The following is a 17,837-nucleotide window of genomic DNA, read 5'->3' as shown; positions in this document are numbered from 1 at the left end:
TCCGACCTACCTCTTGCGGCATACGCGAGCCGGTACAGCAGCGGCAGGCGTAGGTCGGATTAGGCCTGAAAGGCCGTAATCCGACGCCACCAGTGCCAACAATGTGTCGGATTAAGAGTGCCCTTCGGCCACGCTAATCCGACCTACCTCCTCTTCTTTCCTGCGATACGCGAGCCGGTACAGCAGCGGCAGCACCAGCAAGGTCAAGGCCGTCGACGATAAAATGCCGCCGATCACCACGGTGGCCAGCGGACGCTGCACTTCGGCGCCCGTGCCCGTGGCGATCGCCATCGGCACGAAACCCAGCGACGCCACCAGCGCCGTCATCAAGACGGGCCGCAGCCGCGTGATCGCGCCTTCCCTTATGGCATCGTGCAAGGGCATGCCCTGTTCGCGCAGCTGGCGGATGTAGGCGATCATCACGAGACCGTTCAGCACGGCCACGCCGGACAGGGCGATGAAGCCGACGGCCGCCGAGATCGACATGGGGATGTCACGCAGCCACAGGGCCACGATGCCGCCTGTCAAGGCGAACGGGATGCCGCTGAACACCAGTAAACCATCCTTCACATTGCCGAACATGGCGAACAGCAAGACGAACACGAGGGCCAGCGCCACGGGCACCACCAGTTCCAGGCGTTTCGTGGCCGACTGCAGCTGCTCGAACTGGCCGCCCCAGCTGGTCCAGTAGCCGGCGGGAATGGCCACTTGCGCTTGCAATTGCTGCGTGGCGTCGGCCACAAACGAGCCGATATCGCGCCCGCGCACGTTGGCGCTGATGACGATGCGGCGCTTGCCGTCTTCGCGGCTGATCTGGTTCGGTCCCGGCGCCACTTGCAGGCTGGCCACTTCACCGAGCGGAATGAAGCGGGCACGGCCTTCCGCCGCTGCACCCTGGGGCAGGGCGATGGGCAGGCGTTTCAGCTGCTCGAGGTCGCTGCGCAGACTGTCGGGCAGGCGCACGACGATGTCGAAGCGGCGGTCGCCCTGGAACAGGGTGCCCGCCTCTTGCCCGCCGATGGCCGTGGCAATCGCCGCTTGCACGTCGGCAATATTGAGGCCATAGCGGGCCGTCTGCTCGCGGTCGATCTGCACCGTCAGCATGGGCAGGCCCGTCGTCTGCTCGACCTTCACTTCCGTCGCGCCGGGAATCTTGCCCAGTACGCCGGCGATCTTCGCGGCCGTGCTGTCGAGCACGGCCATGTCGTCACCGAACAGTTTCACGGCCACGTCGCTGCGCACGCCGGAAATCAGTTCATTGAAGCGCAGCTGGATCGGCTGCGAAAACTCGTAGTTGTTGCCGGGCAAGCTGGTGGCCGTCGCTTCGATTTCCGCCAGCAATTGCTCGCGCGATTTTCCCGGTTCCGGCCATTCGTCGCGGGGTTTGAGCATGATGTAGCCATCGGAAATATTCGGCGGCATGGGGTCGGATGCGATCTCGGCCGTACCCGTGCGGGCGAACACGCGCGCGATTTCCTTGTGGTTTGCCATGAGCTTGCTTTCCAGCTGCTGCTGCATGGCCAGCGACTGGCTCAAACTGGTGCCGGGGATGCGCAGGGCCTGGATGGCGATGTCGCCCTCGTTCAGGCTGGGCACGAATTCGCTGCCCATGCGTGTTGCCAGCAAGCCTGACAGCACGACAGCCACGGCCGCGCCCGTCAGCACGACGGGCGTGTTGCGCATGACCTTGTCCAGCAGCGGCGCATACCAGCGCTTGGCCGCGCGCATGATGGCGTTTTCCTTTTCCGCCACCTTGTCGCCGATGAACAGCGCCACGGCGGCCGGGATAAAGGTGATCGACAGCAGCATGGCGCCCAGCAGGGCGATGACCACCGTCAGGGCCATCGGCGTAAACATGCGGCCTTCCACGCCCGTGAGCGCGAAGATGGGCAAGTACACGACCATGATGATCAGCTGGCCGTACAGCAAGGGGCGGCGCGCTTCTTGCGAGGCGGCAAACACTTCCTGAAAACGCTCCTGCAAGGTCAGCGGCCGTCCCAGTTTCTGCTGCGCATGGGCCAGGCGGCGCACGCAGTTTTCCACGATCACGACGGCGCCATCGATGATGATGCCGAAGTCCAGCGCGCCCAGGCTCATCAGGTTGGCGCTCACATGGTATTGCACCATGCCCGTAAACGTGAACAGCATGGCCAGCGGAATCACCATGGCCGTGATGACGGCCGCGCGGATATTGCCGAGGAACAGGAACAAAATGGCGATCACCAATACCGCGCCTTCCAGCAGGTTTTTCTTCACCGTATTGATGGCTTTGTCGACGAGCACCGTGCGGTCATACACGGTGACGGCGTGCACGCCTTTCGGCAGGCTGCGGTTGATCTCCACCATCTTTTTGTCGACGGCTTGCGAGACGGCGCGGCTGTTCTGCCCGATCAGCATGAAGACGGTGCCGAGCACCACTTCGCGGCCGTTTTCCGTGGCCGCGCCCGTGCGCAGCTCGCGTCCCAGCACCACGTCGGCCACGTCGCGGATGCGGATCGCCACGCCTTGCACATTGGCGACGACGATGTTGCCGATGTCGCTTTTGGACGCCACCTGGCCCGGCGCGCGTATCAGCAGCTGCTCGCCCTGTTTTTCGATATACCCGGCGCCCACGTTGCTGTTGTTGCGCTCGAGCGCCGTCACCACGTCTTGCAGGCTGATGCCGTAGGCGGCCAGTTTTTCCGGGTAGGGCGCCACCTGGTATTGCTTGGCGTAGCCGCCGATGGCGTTGATTTCCGTCACGCCCGTGACGTTGCGCAACTGCGGCTTGATGATCCAGTCCTGGATTTCGCGCAAGTCCGTCGGCGTGTACGGCGTGCCGTCCGGCTTTTTCGCACCGTCCTGCGTTTCCACCGTCCACAGGTAGATTTCGCCGAGGCCCGTGGAGACGGGGCCCATCTTGGGCGTGATGCCGGACGGCAGGCTTTCCTTGGCTTCCTGCAAGCGCTCGTTGATCATCTGGCGCGCGAAATAAATGTCCGTGCCATCCTTGAAGATCACGGTCACTTGCGACAGGCCATAGCGCGACAGCGAGCGCGTCTGTTCCAGGTTCGGCAAGCCGGCCATGGCCGTCTCGATGGGGAAGGTCACGCGCTGCTCGGTTTCCAGCGGCGAATAGCCGGCGGACTGGGTATTGATTTGCACCTGCACATTGGTGATGTCGGGCACGGCGTCGATGGGCAGCTTTTGATAGCTGTAGATGCCGAGGCCGGCCATGGCGGCCACGGCCAGCATCACCAGCCAGCGCTGGTCGATGGCGAAGCGGATCAAGCGTTCAAACATGATGGTTTCCTTTAGTTTGACGTGATCAGTGTTCGTGGCCGGCGGAGTCTTTGCCCAGCTCGGACTTCAGAACAAAACTGCCTTGCGCCGCGTACGGCGTGCCGGCTGCCAGGCCCTGCTTGATGTGCGTCAATGTGCCATCGCTGCGGCCCAGCACCACGGGCGTGGCCTGGTAGCCATCTTTTACCTGCACGAAGACGACGGGCTTGTCTTCCACCGTCTGGATGGCCGTGCTGTGCACGGTGACGGGCGCGTCCGCTTCCCCGGACACCACTTCCACCGTGACGAACAGGCCCGGGCGCCACGCCATGTCCGGGTTCTGCAAGCTGATGCGTGCCTTGGCCGTGCGCGTCTGTTCGCCCAGCAGCGCGCCCACGTAGGTGATCGTGCCTTGCGCGCTGGCGTCAAACGCGGACGCTTTCACTTCCGCCTTGCCTCCCATGCGCACGGTGGCCAGGTCTTTGGCCGGCACGGCGATTTCCGCCCACACGGTCGACAGGTCGGAAATGACGAAGATGTTCGCGTCTTCCTTGACGGCTTCGCCCAGGGTGATGTGTTTTTCCAGCACCATGCCGTCGAACGGCGCGCGGATGTCATAGCGGTTCAGCGGGCCTTTGCTGGTACTCGTGGCGCCCAGGGCGCTGAGCTTTTGCTGCGCATTCTGCACGGCGATTTCCGCTTCGCGCCATGCCTGCTGCGCCTGCAGATAATCCTGTTCGGCCGAAATTTTCTCGCGCCACAGTTTTTCCTCGCGCTCATACGTGGAGCGGGCCAGCGACAAGCGCCGCTGCGCCGACAGCAGCGCGCTGCGCTGTTCCGACAATTCCGTGCTGGCGATGACGGCCAGCACTTGCCCTTTTTTCACCAGCTGGCCCAGGTTCGCCTGCACGGCTTCGACCACGCCGGCCAGGCGCGGCACGACATGGGCCGTGCGGTCTTCATTGAACCGGATTTCACCGGGCAGGGCGACCGTCGTCTTGATGCGGCCGGGCGCGGCCGTGGCGATGACGACGCCGGCGGCCTTGCTTTGCGCGGCCGTCAATTCCAGCTTGCCTTCCACTTCTTCGTGGCCATGTTCGTCTTTCTTTTCAGCATGTGCTTCCGCCTTGACGGCAGGAACCGAAGGGGGGCTGGACTTGCCCGTGCCGAGGATGAGGATTGCCAGGACGATGCCGGCGGCCGCGATGGAAGCGATGGCGATCGTCTGCTTTTTGTTGAGTGTGATGTTCATGGATGGTGTTCCTTACAGGGGAGCTGGTGTGCCCAGCAGGCGCTCGATGTCGGCGGCGGCGTGCTGCGCTTCCGTCAGCGCGCGCAGGTATTGGTTTTTGGCTTGCAGCAAGGTGCGCTGGGCATCGAGCACGTCGAGGAAGGCGAACTTGCCGAACTCGAAACCTTTGCTGGCCGCGTCATAGGCGCTTTGCGCGCCAGGCAAGATGTCCTGGCGCAAGCTTTCCACGTCGAGCCGGGCCGTGGCCAGGCGTTCGGTGGCGGCGGCCACGTCCGTTTGCACGGCGATGCGGGCGGCGGCCAGCTCGTCGCTAGCCTTGTCGCTGCGGCGCAGGGCGTCGAGTTTGTTGCCGGCGTTGCGGTCGAACAGGGGCAGCGGCAGGGCCAGGCCGATGATGGCCTGGTTGCGTCCCAGCTCTTCCGAGCGCTTCATGCCGATGCTGACTGTGACGTCGGGCGTGGCGCGCCGCTGTTCCACGTCCAGCATGGCTTGCCGCTGGGCCAGCGCGCTTTGCGCCTGGCGCACGGCCGGCGCCTGGGCCAGGCGCGCCGCCAGTTCGCTGGCCGGTGGCAGCTCGGGCAAGGTTTCCAGGCGTCCCTCGGCGACGCTGAAGCGTGGCGTGGCGTTGCCCCACAGGGCGGCCAGGCGCTTGCGGGCGCTGGCCAGGGTGCTGCGGGCCAGGTTCAGCTCCAGCCGCACGCTCGCTTCCGCGACCCTGGCGCGGGTTTCCTCGACGGGCGAGGCCTTGCCGGCCGTTACCCTGCGCGCCGTGATGTCGCTGGCGCGCGCGGCCAGGGCCTGTGCGCTGTCGGCCAGGCGCAAGCCTTCCTGCGCTGCCAGCACGTCGACAAAGGCGGAAGTGACGGCGGCGCGCGTGTCGGCTTGCTGCATTGACAGGCCCGCTTGCGCCAGGTCTGCGCCGCGCTGGGCGACGGCGGCGCGCGCACCGCGTTTGCCGCCCAGTTCGATGAGCTGGTTCAGTTGCACGGTGGTGCTGCGCGTGGCGCGCCGCGTGTCTTCCAGCACGGTTTGCAATTCCGGATTGGGCAGGGCGCGCGCCTGTTGCAAGGCGCCGCTCTGCGCCGCCAGTTCGTGGCGGGCTGCCGACAGGGTGGCGTTGCCGCCCTCGGCCAGGGCCAGCGCGGTGGGCAGGGTCAACGGTGCGGCGGCTTCCACGCTGGATTGTGCGTGGGCAAGGTTGCCGGCCAGCAGGCCAGCGGATAGTAACAAGATGGATCGGTACATCGAATTCTCCAAAAGCATGGAAAAGAATTCGACGGGACGCGCAGGCCTGCGCCTGACTTACTGCGATAAGTGATTGAAACGTCCCATCGGCCTAGATGGCCGACGACCAGTCGGGGCGCTTGGGAGCGTCCGGGATGTGGGATGCGTAAAAGAAGGGGGAAGTGTCCGCGTTGACGGACGCCGTGTCGCCGACGGGGAGGCTGGAGCCGGCTGGCAGCCATGCGTGGCCAATGCCATGGCAGACGTTGCAGTCGCTGTGCGGCTGGCCTTTTTTCTGCTGGTCCGCCACTTTTTTGTCGCCGGCAGGCTGCTTGTCCGCATCGGACTCGGCCTTGTGCTGGTGGCTGTGGTGGCCCAGGTGCTGCGCCGCCTTGCCTTCCTCGTGCAGGCAATACGCGCTCGCCGCGGCCCAGGACATCTGGAGCGGAAGCACGAACAGCAGAAAAATGAGGAAGAATCGGCGCATGGTGACGGCTATTGTACAGAAAGAAAGAAGGCCGTGCCCATGTCAGCGCGGCTGGGCGCGCCACGCCTTCAGTTGCGCGGCGATGGCCTTGCCCTGGAACAGCTGCGGCTCGGAATGCTCTTCCGTCTCCATGCCGCCTTCGCGGAAATCGGCCGCCTCGCGCGCCTGCACCAGCACTTTGGCCTTGTCGAAGGCCTCCGCAAAGCCGGCGCTCTTTGGCAGCGCTTCCTTGAAATACGCTTCGCTGAAGTAGGTAAAATCGTTCTGGTCGTCGCAGCCGAACGAGGTGCGGTCGCTGCGCGCGGCCGTGATGATGAGGGTATTGTCATCTTTTAAGGGCGCAATGAAGCCGCCCGCATAGCAGGCGGAAACGACGATGACTTTCCAGCGGATGCCGCTGTGCTTGAGCATGCTGGCCAGCTCTTGCGCGGGCAGGCTGTGCAGATCCATGCCGTTTTGCGCCAGCGCCAGTTCGTGCTCGGGCGAGCCGTGGCTGGTGAGGAACAGAAACAGGATGTCGTTGGCCTTGTCCATCTTCGCGCCCAGCGCGTCGAGGCTGGCGGCGATGCTGGTGCGTGTGGCCATCGGCTGCTGGGCCACCGTGTTGCGGCTGTTGACGAGCATCAAGGAGCGGCCCACGGTACCGTAATCGCGGTCGAACTGGCGCTGCACGAAGGCCGTTTCGCGGTGAAACACTTCCTGCGCGCCATCGCCGGCCACGCCCAGCAGATACAGATTGATTTTTTTCGCAGGATCGCGCGGCGTGATGCGGGCCAGGGCGCCGTCGAGCAGGCTGCGCTGGTTGTACAGGGCCAGTTCGATATTGTCGCGCGTGAGCTTGTCCAGGGCCGGGTCGTCCAGCTGGCCTTCCGTCCAGTTGCCGCTGTCTTCGCGCCGGCCGTCCGCCTGCGCCACGGCGTAGCGCAGCACGCCCTTGCCGTCGAACTGGCCATTCTTGAAGCCGCCCCGGTATTCGTCGCCGTCAGCCGTGCGCAGCACGCCTTCGCCTTCGAATTTCCAGTCTTTCAGCTCGCCTTCGTAATGGATGCCGTCGCTGGTGGTGACCTTGGCCTTGCCTTGCACCTGGCCCTGGACGAATTCTCCTTCGAAGACGGTGCCGTCCGTGTCGGTCAGTTTGCCGGCGCCGTGCGGGCGCCAGTGCTTGAAATGGCCTTCGAAGGTGGCGCCATCGGCGCCCTGGAAGCGGCCTTGTCCCTCGAAGCTGCCCTTGACGAAGCTGCCCGCATAAATCTCGCCCTTGGGCGAAGTGTAGCGGCCGATGCCATCGAAGGCGCCCTGGCGGAAGGCGCCCGTGTATTCGACGCCGGAGGCCTGGCGCAGCTTGCCCTGGCCAGAAAACACGCCGCGCGCGAAACCGCCTTCGTAAAACGCGCCGCTCGCATACTCGAGCCGGCCCTGGCCATGCATCTTGCCCGCGACGAGGGGGCCGAAATAGCGTCCGCCATCGGCCGTTTCCGCCGCCGGCGCCTTGGCTGGCGCGGCGCACAGCGGCGGCATGCCCAGCGCGGCAAAGGCCAGCAGGCCGGCGAGGGTGTAGGGACGAAGCGAGGCGCGTAGCGTGGCGGTCATGAGGACGGTCTGGTCTGTAGGAAGGGGCCTAGTCTGCCACTGTATTGCCAGCGTTGCAAATGTGCGCGTGGCGTGCGTTGCTCAGCCTCAAGGCAAGATTCTCCGTTTTATGCCGTGCCAAGGCCGGGCTGAACTGATAATATTGATTTTCAGAACATATACTTGCACAAGGTACATAGTCACCCATGGAAAGCCGCCTCAGCCGTCTGGAAGCCGTTCAAACCGTGTTGCTGGAGATCGGGCAGCGCTCGAGCACCTGCAGCGATATCAGCGAATTCCTGCAGGCGGTGCATGCGGCACTGGGACGCATCATGTATGCGGCGAACTTTTACGTGGCGCTCAGCGACCATGACGACGGCCTCGTGCGCTTTCCCTATTTTGTCGATGAATTCGACGCCGCGCCCGACCCGGACGAGGGCGTGCGCCTGGCCAGCGCCGCGCAATCGCCCACGGCGTGGGTCATCGTCAACCGCAAGCAGCTGGTGATGACGGCTGACGACGACGCCATGCGCGCCATCGGCGGCGGCGCCTGGGGCGGCGGCACGGCGGCCGAGCACTGGATAGGCTGTCCGCTGCTGGACCAGCAGCACCAGGTGCTGGGCGCCATCGTCATTCAGAGCTATGACGCGCAGCACCGCTTCAGCCTGGAAGACCAGGCCCTGTTCGCGCTGATCGCCACGCACGTGTCGAGCGCCCTGCAAGGCATGCAAAGCATGGACCGGCTGGAAAAGGCGGTGCAGGAGCGCACGGCCCTGCTGGCGCACGAGGTGGCCGAGCGGCGCCGCGCGGAAAACCTCCAGCATGCGCTGTATGAAATCGCCAACCTGTCGGCGCAGGCGGCCGACGCGACGACCCTGTATGCGCGCCTGCACGCCATCATCAGCGAACTGGTGACGGCAAAGAATTTCCTCATCGCCCTGTACCACCCGGACAACAAGGACATCACGATCCCGTATTTCGTCGACGAGAAGGATGCGCAGGCGCCCGTGAAACGCTTTCATTACGGCATCGGCATGAGTTCGTACGTGCTGGCGCGGCGCAAGGCTTGTCTGCTCGATGCCAGCAGCTATGCGGCGCTGGTGGCCAGCGGCGAGATGGACGAGCCGCTGGGCAATGTCGGCATCGCCAGCTGGATGGGCGCGCCCATGCTGCTGGGCGAGCGCAAATATGGCGTGATCATCGTGCAAAGCTACGACGAATCCGTCGTGTATGGCCAGGCGGAACTGGACGTGCTGGCCTTCATGGCCAGCCACGTGGCCGTGGCGATGGCCCGTATCCAGGCCGACAGCGCCATGCGCCAGGCCAAGGAAGCGCTGGAAGAGCAGAACGCGGCCCTGAACAGCGCCCTGAGCGCCTTGCAGGAAGCGCAGTCGGAACTGGTGCGCCAGGAAAAGCTGGCGTCCCTGGGGCGCCTGGTGGCGGGCGTGGCGCATGAAATCAATACGCCGTTGGGCATCTGCGTGACGGCCACCAGCCACCTGGTGCAGGAATTGAAACTGACGCGCGAAGATCTGGAAGGCGGCCAGCTCGACGAGGACGGCTTGCGGCAATTTTTCGACATCATCGACCAGACCCTGCGCATCATGACGACGAACACGCAGCGCGCAGCGGCGCTGGTGCGCAGCTTCAAGCAGGTGGCCGTGGACCAGTCGTCGGACGAATTGCGCAGCTTTAATTTGCGCAAATACCTCGATGAAGTCCTGCTGTCCCTGCAGCCCAAGCTGAAAGGCAAGCCGGTCAAAGTGGAGATCGACTGCGCGCCCGAAGTGCAGCTGCGCAGCTATCCGGGCGCCGTCTCGCAGATCGTCACGAACATGGTGGTCAATTCACTGGTGCATGGCTTTGCCGAAGGCGAGCCGGGCAAGATCAAGATCGGCGTGCGGACGGCTGGCGACATGCTGGAACTTGACTACAGCGACGATGGCATGGGCATGGACAGCGCCACCCTGGGCCAGCTGTTTGACCCCTTCTTCACGACGAAGCGGGGCTCGGGCGGCAGCGGCCTGGGCGCGCATATCCTGTATAACCTGGTGACGGGACCGCTGGGAGGGACGGTGAAGGTGGTCAGTGCGCCCGGCATGGGCTTGCATTACAAGATACGCTTCCCGCTGGAGCCACGTAGGTCGGATTAGCGCTTGCGCGTAATCCGACGCCGGCGGCGGTTTCAATGATGTGTCTTTGAAAACCTGAAAACGGCGGGCCGGAGACGCGGGCCTGAGAAAATGCCGATGGCGGCGTTGCAGCTCCTTGCCGTACATGCGTACTGTCTGCGTCGCTGCGCCTTGCCCTCGACATTTTTCAGGCCCGCTTGGCCCGGAGTGCCCGTGTTGGGGGCTTGGGCCGAAACCACGTAGGTCGGATTAGCGGCGCAGCCGCGTAATCCGACGTACGCATGCTAATCCGGGAAACGCTGATTCAGCGCCAGCGCTTCATCGAGATTCGCAATCAACAACTCCACATACTGCGGATCGAGGTGGCTGCCGCTCACTTCGCGCAGGTAGCTGACGACGCGTTGCAACGGCCAGGCGTCCTTGTAGCAGCGCTTGTGCATGAGGGCGTCGAAGACGTCGGCGACGGCGGCGATGCGCGCGTATTTGTGGATGTTTTCGCCGACGAGACCTTGCGGGTAGCCGCTGCCGTCGAATTTTTCATGGTGCTGGTGGGCGATCACGGCCGCTGCCTTCAGGAGCGGGCGCTGCGAGCCGTCGAGGATGGACATGCCCACCGTCGGATGCTGCTTCATGATTTCCCATTCGGCGGCGTCTAGCTTGCCCGGTTTGAGCAGCACGGCGTCGGGCGTGGAAATCTTGCCGATGTCGTGCATGGGGGCCGCGTGGCGCAGCACCATGGTTTCCTCTTCCGACATGCCGGACGCCTGCGCCAGCAGCTGGCACACTTCGGCCATGCGGCGCACGTGGTTGCCGCCTTCGTGCGAGCGCGATTCGACCACGTCGCCCAGGCGCAGGATCAGCTCGGCCTGGGTATCGGTGATTTCCTGCGTCAGCAGGATATTGTCGAAGGCGATCGCCACGCCCGAGCAGAATACTTCCAGCAATTGCGCGTCGAGGTCGGAGATTTCTTCCACGCCTTTCAAGACCAGCAGCGAGGCCTTGCCGCTGCTGTTCGGGAAATAGCCGACATAGGTGTCGCCGTGCAGGCGCGAAATCTTGTTGCTCTTGGCGTCGTCCAGCTGCGACAGCAGGGACGGGCTGAGAATGCCATCGTCCGTGTCGCCGATCTGCGCAAGGATTTCATAGTCCTGCTCGCCCGAGATGGCGCTGGCGCCGCGCAGGCGCAGCAGCATGCTCGTTTCCAAACGCAGCAGGGCGACGACTTGCTGCAGCAGGCCGCTGGCAAAGTCGCGTAAGTTGCGCTGCTTGAAGATGTGCGCCGAGGCGGCGATGACGCGCTCGAGGCCTTCGCGGTAATGGAGCTGGGCCTGGCGCGCCTCTTCCACCTTCATGATGTCGCGGTAGGCGCGCAGGGCGGCAAAAGTGGTGGTGAACAGCTTGGTGCGGTCCAGTTCCGTCTTTTCCTTGTAGTCGTTGATGTCGTAGTTGACGATCACGCGTTCTTCCGGCGCCTGTCCCGGCTGCCCAGTGCGCAGCACGATGCGCGTAAACTGGTTGCCCAGGTCTTCGCGCATCCAGCGCGCCACTTCCAAGCCGCTGTCTTCGCGTTCCATCACCACGTCGAGGAAGACGAGCGCGATACCTTCTTCGCGCGCCAGCACCTGCTTCGCTTCGGCGCCGCTGTACGCGTGCACGAAGCTCAGCGCGCGGCCTTCGAGGCGGAAACGGCTCAGCGTCAGTTTGGTGATGTCGTGGATGTCGGGTTCATCGTCGACGAGCAGGACTTTCCAGGGAGGTAACTTGGGCGATGCTGAAGACAAAAATGACATAAGGGCAAGTTCCGCTAAAAGGCATAACTGACGCAATGCTGAGACGCCCGCGCCAGGAATTCCTGTGCGCCACTACCGGCGTTGCGCGTTTTTCAGGCGCATTTTGTCGATTGTAGACTGACAGCTAAGTATTAACAATAAGCAAGAACAATTGACTAAAATCATGCAACACACGTGCTAAAAAAGCACTTTAAATCCGCGCTGCCGACACTATCTATACTTTATCGCTTAGGCAACTATATTTTCAAGACAATACTTTGTTTTAATTAATATTGCCAATGAATCTGCAAAAAAGTCTGCACCTGGTCTTGTCAAAGTTGCCGTAGGAAAAGGTAACAAGGTATGAATTTCGCTTTGAACGGCGGCGCATGGGGGTATAGTGAAGCGGATCCAAAGTGGCTCATGCGCCACCCACATTTTTCCTGAAAGGATTACATCATGAAAAAGAAGACAACGCGCGCCCTGATTGCCGGCCTGGCCTTGCTGGCCAGCAGCGCGGCCTGGGCAGGAACTGAAGTGCATTTCAGCAAACCGGATCAATTCACGGATGTGCCGTTCGACCCGCAAGAACGGGAAGACGTACTGAAGGAGCTGACCCGGCATTTCGAGAAGCTGGGTACGGCGCTGCCGCCCGGGCGGACCTTGAAAATCGACGTCACGGACGTGGATCTGGCGGGACGTGAAAATCCCTCCCTGCGTGCCGGCCATGATATCCGCGTCATGAATGGCCGGGTCGACTGGCCGCGCATGCGCTTGCAGTATGTGCTGGAACAGGATGGCAAGGTCATCAGCAGCGGCAATGCGGCCCTGTCCGATATGTCGTACTTGAGCCGTATCAATCCTTACTTCAGCAATGAAAAGTTGCGCTATGAAAAGCTGATGATCGACGACTGGTTTTCCGATACCTTCGGCGTCAAGCTGAAGCGCCACGCGCGCAAGTAGTGAATCAGCGCAAGTAAGCTCCTTCGATGCGCGCCAGCTCGCCATTTTGCCGCATGGCGAGCAGGGCGGTATTCATCTTCTCGATGAACCCGTGTTGACGCCGATGGTCAGGCCCGCAAAGTCGGTCGGGAAGTGCGTGCGCGGCGTGCGCATGACGGCGTCATGGCAAAACAGCGCCCTAGGATGACGGTTTGCGGCGCGGCCAGGGCGCACGGCAAGACGCCCAACAACGCCAGAGGGAGGCACAATCCTGCCCTTATCGGTAATCGCATGCCGCTCCGGAATTAATTATCTTCCTGGAGCAGGGCGGCCTTGAGCTGCTGTCAATCGATCCAGTTCACCTGCGGGAACTTGCTGCCGAACTCTTCCGGCATGGGAACGACCTGGCTGCGCTTGTAGTTGAAGAAGACAAAGCCGGACTTGGCCATCGCGATCAAGGTGTTGTCGCGCGGGCGCGTGATGCGGAAGGTGATGTCGCCGCCATACTTGTTGAAATCCATAACCCCCACTTCGAACAGCAGCTGGTCGCGCGCATGGGCTTCGGCGCGGTAGGTGGTGGCCAGGTCGGTGACGATGATGCCGGTGCCGTCCGCTTCGATGTCGCGCACGCCATATTCGAACAGGAAGCGGGCGCGCGCCTCGGAAATCATGGAAATCATGGAATCGTTGCCGAGATGGTTGCCGGCGTTGATGTCCGTCGTGCGTACCGTCAGTTGCGAGGAATAGCAGTACTGGTCTTCGGGAAATTCAAGTTTCAAACGGGCCATGGTGTTCTCTTGGGCTGGTGCGCAGGGCGCGGCGGAAAAATCCAATTCTAGCCGGTTCCCCGCGCTCCGTCGAAAAACGCCGCCTCAGGCGTGCGTCGCCATGACTGCTTGCACATGCTCATTGGCCCACCTTATTGGCCCACCTTTTTGCGTACGCTTATTTACGTACAATCTTGTACACCTTGCCCGTGCCGCTCAGCATGTACAGCTCGTTTTGCGCATCCTGGCCGAACGACAGGATGTTGCCCACGTTCGTGATGCCCCAGTCTTTCACGGCCGATGCCGTGCCATTGCTATAGCTGAAACTCTTCAGCCAGGCGCTGCAGTAATCCGAATACAGGTATTGCCCCGTCAGTTCCGGCAAGGCCGCTCCCCGGTACACATAGCCGCCCGTGATCGAACAGCCGTTGGCCGTATCGTTGTTGTACGTGATGGCGGGCAATACCAGCCCTGCCTGGTTGCAGCTGGTGCTGTTGTAGCACTGCGTGCCTTCCATGATGTTCCAGCCATAGTTGTTGCCCGCCTGACCCACGGGGCGCACGTCGACCTCTTCCAGATTGGCCTGGCCCACGTCGGCGATGTACAGCAGTTGGGCCGGCACGTCGAAGGCATAGCGCCACGGGTTGCGCAAGCCGTAGGCCCAGATTTCAGGACGCCCGCCTGCCGTGGCAAACGGGTTGCCCGGAGGAATGGCGTACGGCTGGGCGGCGCTGCTGGCGTTGACGTCCAGGCGCAGCAGCTTGCCCAGCAGTACATTCGTGTTTTGCGCGTTGCGTGGCGGGTCGCCCGCGCCGCCGCCATCGCCCGTGCCCGCATACAGATAGCCGTCCGGCCCAAAGCTGAGCAGGCCGCCATAGTGGTTGCTGAACGTGGGGTGGGGAATCGTCAGGATGGTCAGCGCGGACAGGGGATCGGCCACGTTGGCGTTGCCGGCCGACACCTGCCGGCGCTCGATGACGATATCGCCGGCCAGGTTGGTGTAATACAGGAAGAAATAGCCATTGCTGGCGTACTGCGGATGGAAGGCCATTGACAGCAAACCCCGCTCGCCGCTGGTGGTGGTCAGGGCGCTGATGTCGAGGTAGGGCGTGGCCAGCAGATTGCCATTTTGTACCACGCGGATGCGGCCGGCCCGTTCGAGGATGAACAAACGGCTGTCGCCGGGCGGCGCCGTGAGGAAGATGGGCATGTTCAAGCCGCTGGCCACCTCCTGCAGGCCCAAGGCCAGCGACGTGGCCGCCGCATACTGGATGCCGGCGCTGGCCGTCGCCCCCGCATTGACTTGTACCTGCTGCGTGACGGGCGTGGGCCCCAAGGTCCCCGTGCCTTGCGCCACGCTGGCGGCGTTGAGCGTATAGGCGCCAGGTACCAGGTCCGTCAAGGTGGTGCTTGCCGTCAATGTCTTGCTGTAGGACGCAGGTCCCGTGACCGTGACGGCACCGGCCACGCCGGCCGGCAAGCCGCCGATGCTGACCCCCAGGCTGCCTGTGGTGGGGCCGGGCGCGGGATCGTCGTCGCCACCGCCGCCACAGGCGGCCAGCAGGGCCAGGCAGCATGCCAGCAGCAGGGCCAGCCAGGGCCGGGGAAAGCGGGGAAGGAAATCGCGCATGTCAGTCTCCTGCGGGAACGGCGCAACGGTGGCTCAATCGGGTAGCCTGTGCCAAGAATGCGCGTCTTTGCAATGGGTAGGTTGAGCTGGCGCAAACAGACATCGCACTGGCGCCAGCATACGCCCCGCGCGCGCCGCGCTTCCGTGCGCTGCTGCACCGTGCGGCACCATCGGACAAATGCGCCGCGTTTTCAGACAAGCGCGGCGCCCGCTGTGCCACCGCGCCCGCTGGCGCCCGATAATGGCGCATCTGAAACCGAGCAGGAAGACACACCATGAAAACCAAAGCCGCGATTGCCTGGAAGGCGGGCGCCCCGCTGACGATCGAAGAAGTCGACCTGGCCGGCCCGCGCGCCGGCGAAGTGCTGGTCGAGCTGAAAGCCACGGGCATTTGCCATACCGATTACTACACCCTGTCCGGCGCCGATCCGGAAGGCATTTTTCCTGCCATCCTCGGCCATGAAGGCGCCGGCGTCGTCGTCGACGTGGGCCCTGGCGTGACGACCCTGAAAAAGGACGATCACGTCATCCCGCTGTACACGCCGGAATGCCGCCAGTGCAAGTTCTGCCTGTCGCAAAAGACGAATCTGTGCCAGGCCATCCGTTCCACGCAGGGCCGCGGCCTGATGCCGGACGCCACCAGCCGCTTCTCGCTCAATGGCCAGCCGCTGTTCCACTACATGGGCACGTCCACGTTCTCGAACTACATCGTCGTGCCGGAAATCGCTCTCGCAAAGATCCGTTCCGACGCGCCATTCGACAAGGTGTGCTACATCGGCTGCGGCGTGACGACGGGCGTGGGCGCCGTCCTGTTCTCGGCCAAGGTGGAAGCGGGTGCCAACGTGGCCGTGTTCGGCCTGGGCGGCATCGGCCTGAACGTGATCCAGGCGGCGAAAATGGTCGGCGCCGACAAGATCATCGGTATCGACATCAACCCGGCGCGCCAGGCCATCGCGCGCAAGTTCGGCATGACGCATTTCATCAACCCGAACGAAGTGGAAAACGTCGTCGACGCCATCGTGCAGCTGACGGACGGCGGCGCCGATTATTCGTTCGAATGCGTGGGCAACACCAACTTGATGCGCCAGGCGCTCGAGTGCACGCACAAGGGCTGGGGAAAATCGTTCATCATCGGTGTCGCGGCGGCGGGCCAGGAAATTTCCACCCGTCCATTCCAGCTGGTGACGGGGCGCGAATGGCGCGGTTCGGCCTTCGGTGGCGCGCGGGGACGCACGGACGTGCCGAAGATCGTCGACTGGTATATGGAAGGCAAGCTCAACATTGATGACCTGATCACGCACCGCTTGCCGCTCGAACGCATCAATGAGGGCTTCGACCTGATGAAGAGCGGCGAATCGATCCGTTCCGTCGTGTTGTATTAATTTTATCGGACTGTACTCATTGCGCAACACATGACGGACGGGGCAGGGCGGCACGCTGTACTTCGCTGCCTGCCCCTGCTAGTGTGAAGACATCCGCCTTGCTTTGGGAGCCGTCCATGTTTGCCACTGCCTATCTCGCGACCTTGCGCCGCATGCTGCCCGTCTTCCTCGGCGCGGCCCTGTCTTCCCTGCTGGCCTTGTGGTGGAGCAATGCCGCCAGCCTTGCCACGCCCGCCATCTGGCTGGCGCTGCTGGCCACCTATCTGCTGTGCGCACTCCTGTTTACACCGCTGGCCCGGCAGAGCCGCCAGTTGGCCACGCGCCACGTGCGTCACGGCAAGCCGCGCTGACCTGCTAGCGCGCCGTGCTGGAAAAGCGCTCGCGATAGTCGCGCGGCGTGATGGCGAGTTTCTTTTGAAACAGGCGGCGCAGCCTGTCCTCGCTATGCAAGCCCGCCTGCACGGCCACCTGTTTTAAGGAAGACACATTGTCTTCCAGCAAACGGCGCGCCACTTCGAAGCGGGCCGTGTCGATGAATTCCGTGGGGCTGGTGCCCGTTTCGCGCTGGAACACGCGCGTAAAATTGCGCTCGCTCATGGCCAGTCTGGCTGCCAGCAGCGGCACGGTGAGCTCGTCGGCAAGATGTTCCATGATCCAGCCCTGCAACTGGCGGATGGTGGGATGCGTCGTCATCTGGCTCGACAGGTGCACGGAAAACTGCGACTGGCCGCCGGGCCGCTTCAAATACACGACCAGGTCGCGCGCCACTTCCAGCGCGATATCGCGGCTGAAATCGTCTTCCACGAGGGCCAGCGCCAGGTCGATGCCGGCCGTCACGCCCGCCGACGTCCAGAATTTCCCTTCCCGCACGAAAATCGCATCGGCATTGACCTGTATCAATGGATAACGCTGGCGCAGGCTATCCACGGCGCTCCAGTGCGTGGCCGCGCTCTTGCCGTCGAGCACACCGGCTTCGGCCAGGAAGAAGCAGCCCGTGCACAGGGCCGCCAGGGTATCGATGCGGGGCGCCGCTTCGGCCACCCAGGCGGCCAGGGCGGGGATGTCCTGCAAGACTTGCTCGACGTGGTGGCAGCCGACGATGACGGCCAGGTCGGGCAGGCGGCTGGCGTCGAGCGCCTTGCTCGCGTGCAGCGACATCAGTGTGTCCGATTCGACCGGGCCGATGGCCGTCGAGGCGATGCGCACGTCGTAGCCGCCGGGCAGCTTGCGCAGGCGCAGATGGGTGTTGGCGTAGTCAAACACCTTCATGGCGCCGATGGCTTCGAGCGCCTTGAAGCCGGGATAGACGATGATGTCGACGGTGCGCAGGGGGAATTCTTTGGGGCTTTGCTTGATCATGCGATATGCGCGAGGGGGATAAATACTGCCATAATGCAACAACAGCGATGGCGTAGGTTAGCA

General features: G+C 63.3%; 13 protein-coding genes. 4 read left to right on the top strand and 9 right to left on the bottom strand.

Translation table 11 applies throughout. The features are described 5' to 3' along the window. Positions 1-111 precede the first annotated feature (111 nt). The 5 genes from MRBLMS1_RS15390 to MRBLMS1_RS15370 form a co-directional block, all read right to left on the bottom strand. Positions 112-3,282 (bottom strand): efflux RND transporter permease subunit, encoded by a 3,171-nt coding sequence (locus tag MRBLMS1_RS15390; RefSeq protein ID WP_485880221.1) that lies wholly within the window; start codon positions 3,280-3,282, stop codon positions 112-114. Between the two features lie 25 nt (positions 3,283-3,307). Next, positions 3,308-4,513 carry an efflux RND transporter periplasmic adaptor subunit gene (locus MRBLMS1_RS15385; protein ID WP_485880219.1) on the bottom strand — a complete coding sequence of 402 codons (1,206 nt, stop codon included), beginning with the start codon at positions 4,511-4,513 and terminating at the stop codon, positions 3,308-3,310. Positions 4,514-4,525: 12 nt separating this feature from the next. Further along, positions 4,526-5,758 carry a TolC family protein gene (locus tag MRBLMS1_RS15380; RefSeq protein WP_485880217.1) on the bottom strand — a complete coding sequence of 411 codons (1,233 nt, stop codon included), beginning with the start codon at positions 5,756-5,758 and terminating at the stop codon, positions 4,526-4,528. A 91-nt stretch (positions 5,759-5,849) separates the two neighbouring features. Then, on the bottom strand, positions 5,850-6,224 hold the full coding sequence (gene czcI, locus MRBLMS1_RS15375) for a cation efflux protein, CzcI family (RefSeq protein WP_456129397.1): 375 nt from the start codon (positions 6,222-6,224) through the stop codon (positions 5,850-5,852). A 42-nt stretch (positions 6,225-6,266) separates the two neighbouring features. Beyond that, on the bottom strand, positions 6,267-7,814 hold the full coding sequence (locus MRBLMS1_RS15370) for a C13 family peptidase (RefSeq protein WP_485880215.1): 1,548 nt from the start codon (positions 7,812-7,814) through the stop codon (positions 6,267-6,269). Positions 7,815-7,999: 185 nt separating this feature from the next. Here MRBLMS1_RS15370 and MRBLMS1_RS15365 point away from each other — a divergent pair, with 185 nt between their 5' ends. Then, positions 8,000-9,946, top strand: coding sequence for a GAF domain-containing sensor histidine kinase (locus tag MRBLMS1_RS15365; protein ID WP_485880213.1), 1,947 nt, complete (start codon positions 8,000-8,002; stop codon positions 9,944-9,946). 263 nt (positions 9,947-10,209) lie between these two features. On the opposite strand, the gene MRBLMS1_RS15360 is transcribed toward MRBLMS1_RS15365, so the two are convergent. Then, positions 10,210-11,715 carry a DUF3369 domain-containing protein gene (locus tag MRBLMS1_RS15360; protein ID WP_485880211.1) on the bottom strand — a complete coding sequence of 502 codons (1,506 nt, stop codon included), beginning with the start codon at positions 11,713-11,715 and terminating at the stop codon, positions 10,210-10,212. Positions 11,716-12,153: 438 nt separating this feature from the next. Between MRBLMS1_RS15360 and MRBLMS1_RS15355 the strand changes: the two genes are divergently transcribed. Then, positions 12,154-12,657: a DUF3016 domain-containing protein gene (locus tag MRBLMS1_RS15355; protein ID WP_230516667.1), complete on the top strand. Its 504-nt coding sequence runs from the start codon at positions 12,154-12,156 to the stop codon at positions 12,655-12,657. Between the two features lie 323 nt (positions 12,658-12,980). On the opposite strand, the gene MRBLMS1_RS15350 is transcribed toward MRBLMS1_RS15355, so the two are convergent. Together MRBLMS1_RS15350 and MRBLMS1_RS15345 are read right to left on the bottom strand one after the other, a co-directional pair. Next, on the bottom strand, positions 12,981-13,424 hold the full coding sequence (locus MRBLMS1_RS15350) for a thioesterase family protein (protein WP_034753479.1): 444 nt from the start codon (positions 13,422-13,424) through the stop codon (positions 12,981-12,983). Positions 13,425-13,581: 157 nt separating this feature from the next. Further along, positions 13,582-15,033 carry a PQQ-dependent sugar dehydrogenase gene (locus MRBLMS1_RS15345; RefSeq protein ID WP_485880209.1) on the bottom strand — a complete coding sequence of 484 codons (1,452 nt, stop codon included), beginning with the start codon at positions 15,031-15,033 and terminating at the stop codon, positions 13,582-13,584. Positions 15,034-15,308: 275 nt separating this feature from the next. On the opposite strand from MRBLMS1_RS15345, the gene MRBLMS1_RS15340 reads away from it, so the two are divergent. Continuing rightward, positions 15,309-16,415, top strand: a complete 1,107-nt coding sequence (locus MRBLMS1_RS15340; RefSeq protein WP_485880207.1) for an S-(hydroxymethyl)glutathione dehydrogenase/class III alcohol dehydrogenase — start codon at positions 15,309-15,311, stop codon at positions 16,413-16,415. Positions 16,416-16,531: 116 nt separating this feature from the next. After that, positions 16,532-16,765 (top strand): hypothetical protein, encoded by a 234-nt coding sequence (locus MRBLMS1_RS15335; RefSeq protein ID WP_034784311.1) that lies wholly within the window; start codon positions 16,532-16,534, stop codon positions 16,763-16,765. 4 nt (positions 16,766-16,769) lie between these two features. Here MRBLMS1_RS15335 and MRBLMS1_RS15330 read toward each other — a convergent pair whose 3' ends face one another. After that, on the bottom strand, positions 16,770-17,774 hold the full coding sequence (locus tag MRBLMS1_RS15330) for a GlxA family transcriptional regulator (RefSeq protein WP_139092606.1): 1,005 nt from the start codon (positions 17,772-17,774) through the stop codon (positions 16,770-16,772). Between the last annotated feature and the right edge of the window lie 63 nt (positions 17,775-17,837).

Source organism: Massilia sp. LMS1-1-1.1 (assembly GCF_040815535.1).
GTDB lineage: Bacteria > Pseudomonadota > Gammaproteobacteria > Burkholderiales > Burkholderiaceae_D > Janthinobacterium > Janthinobacterium aestuarii.
Note: the sequence above shows the minus strand (reverse complement) of the source record. Positions and strands in the feature narration are given on the sequence as shown.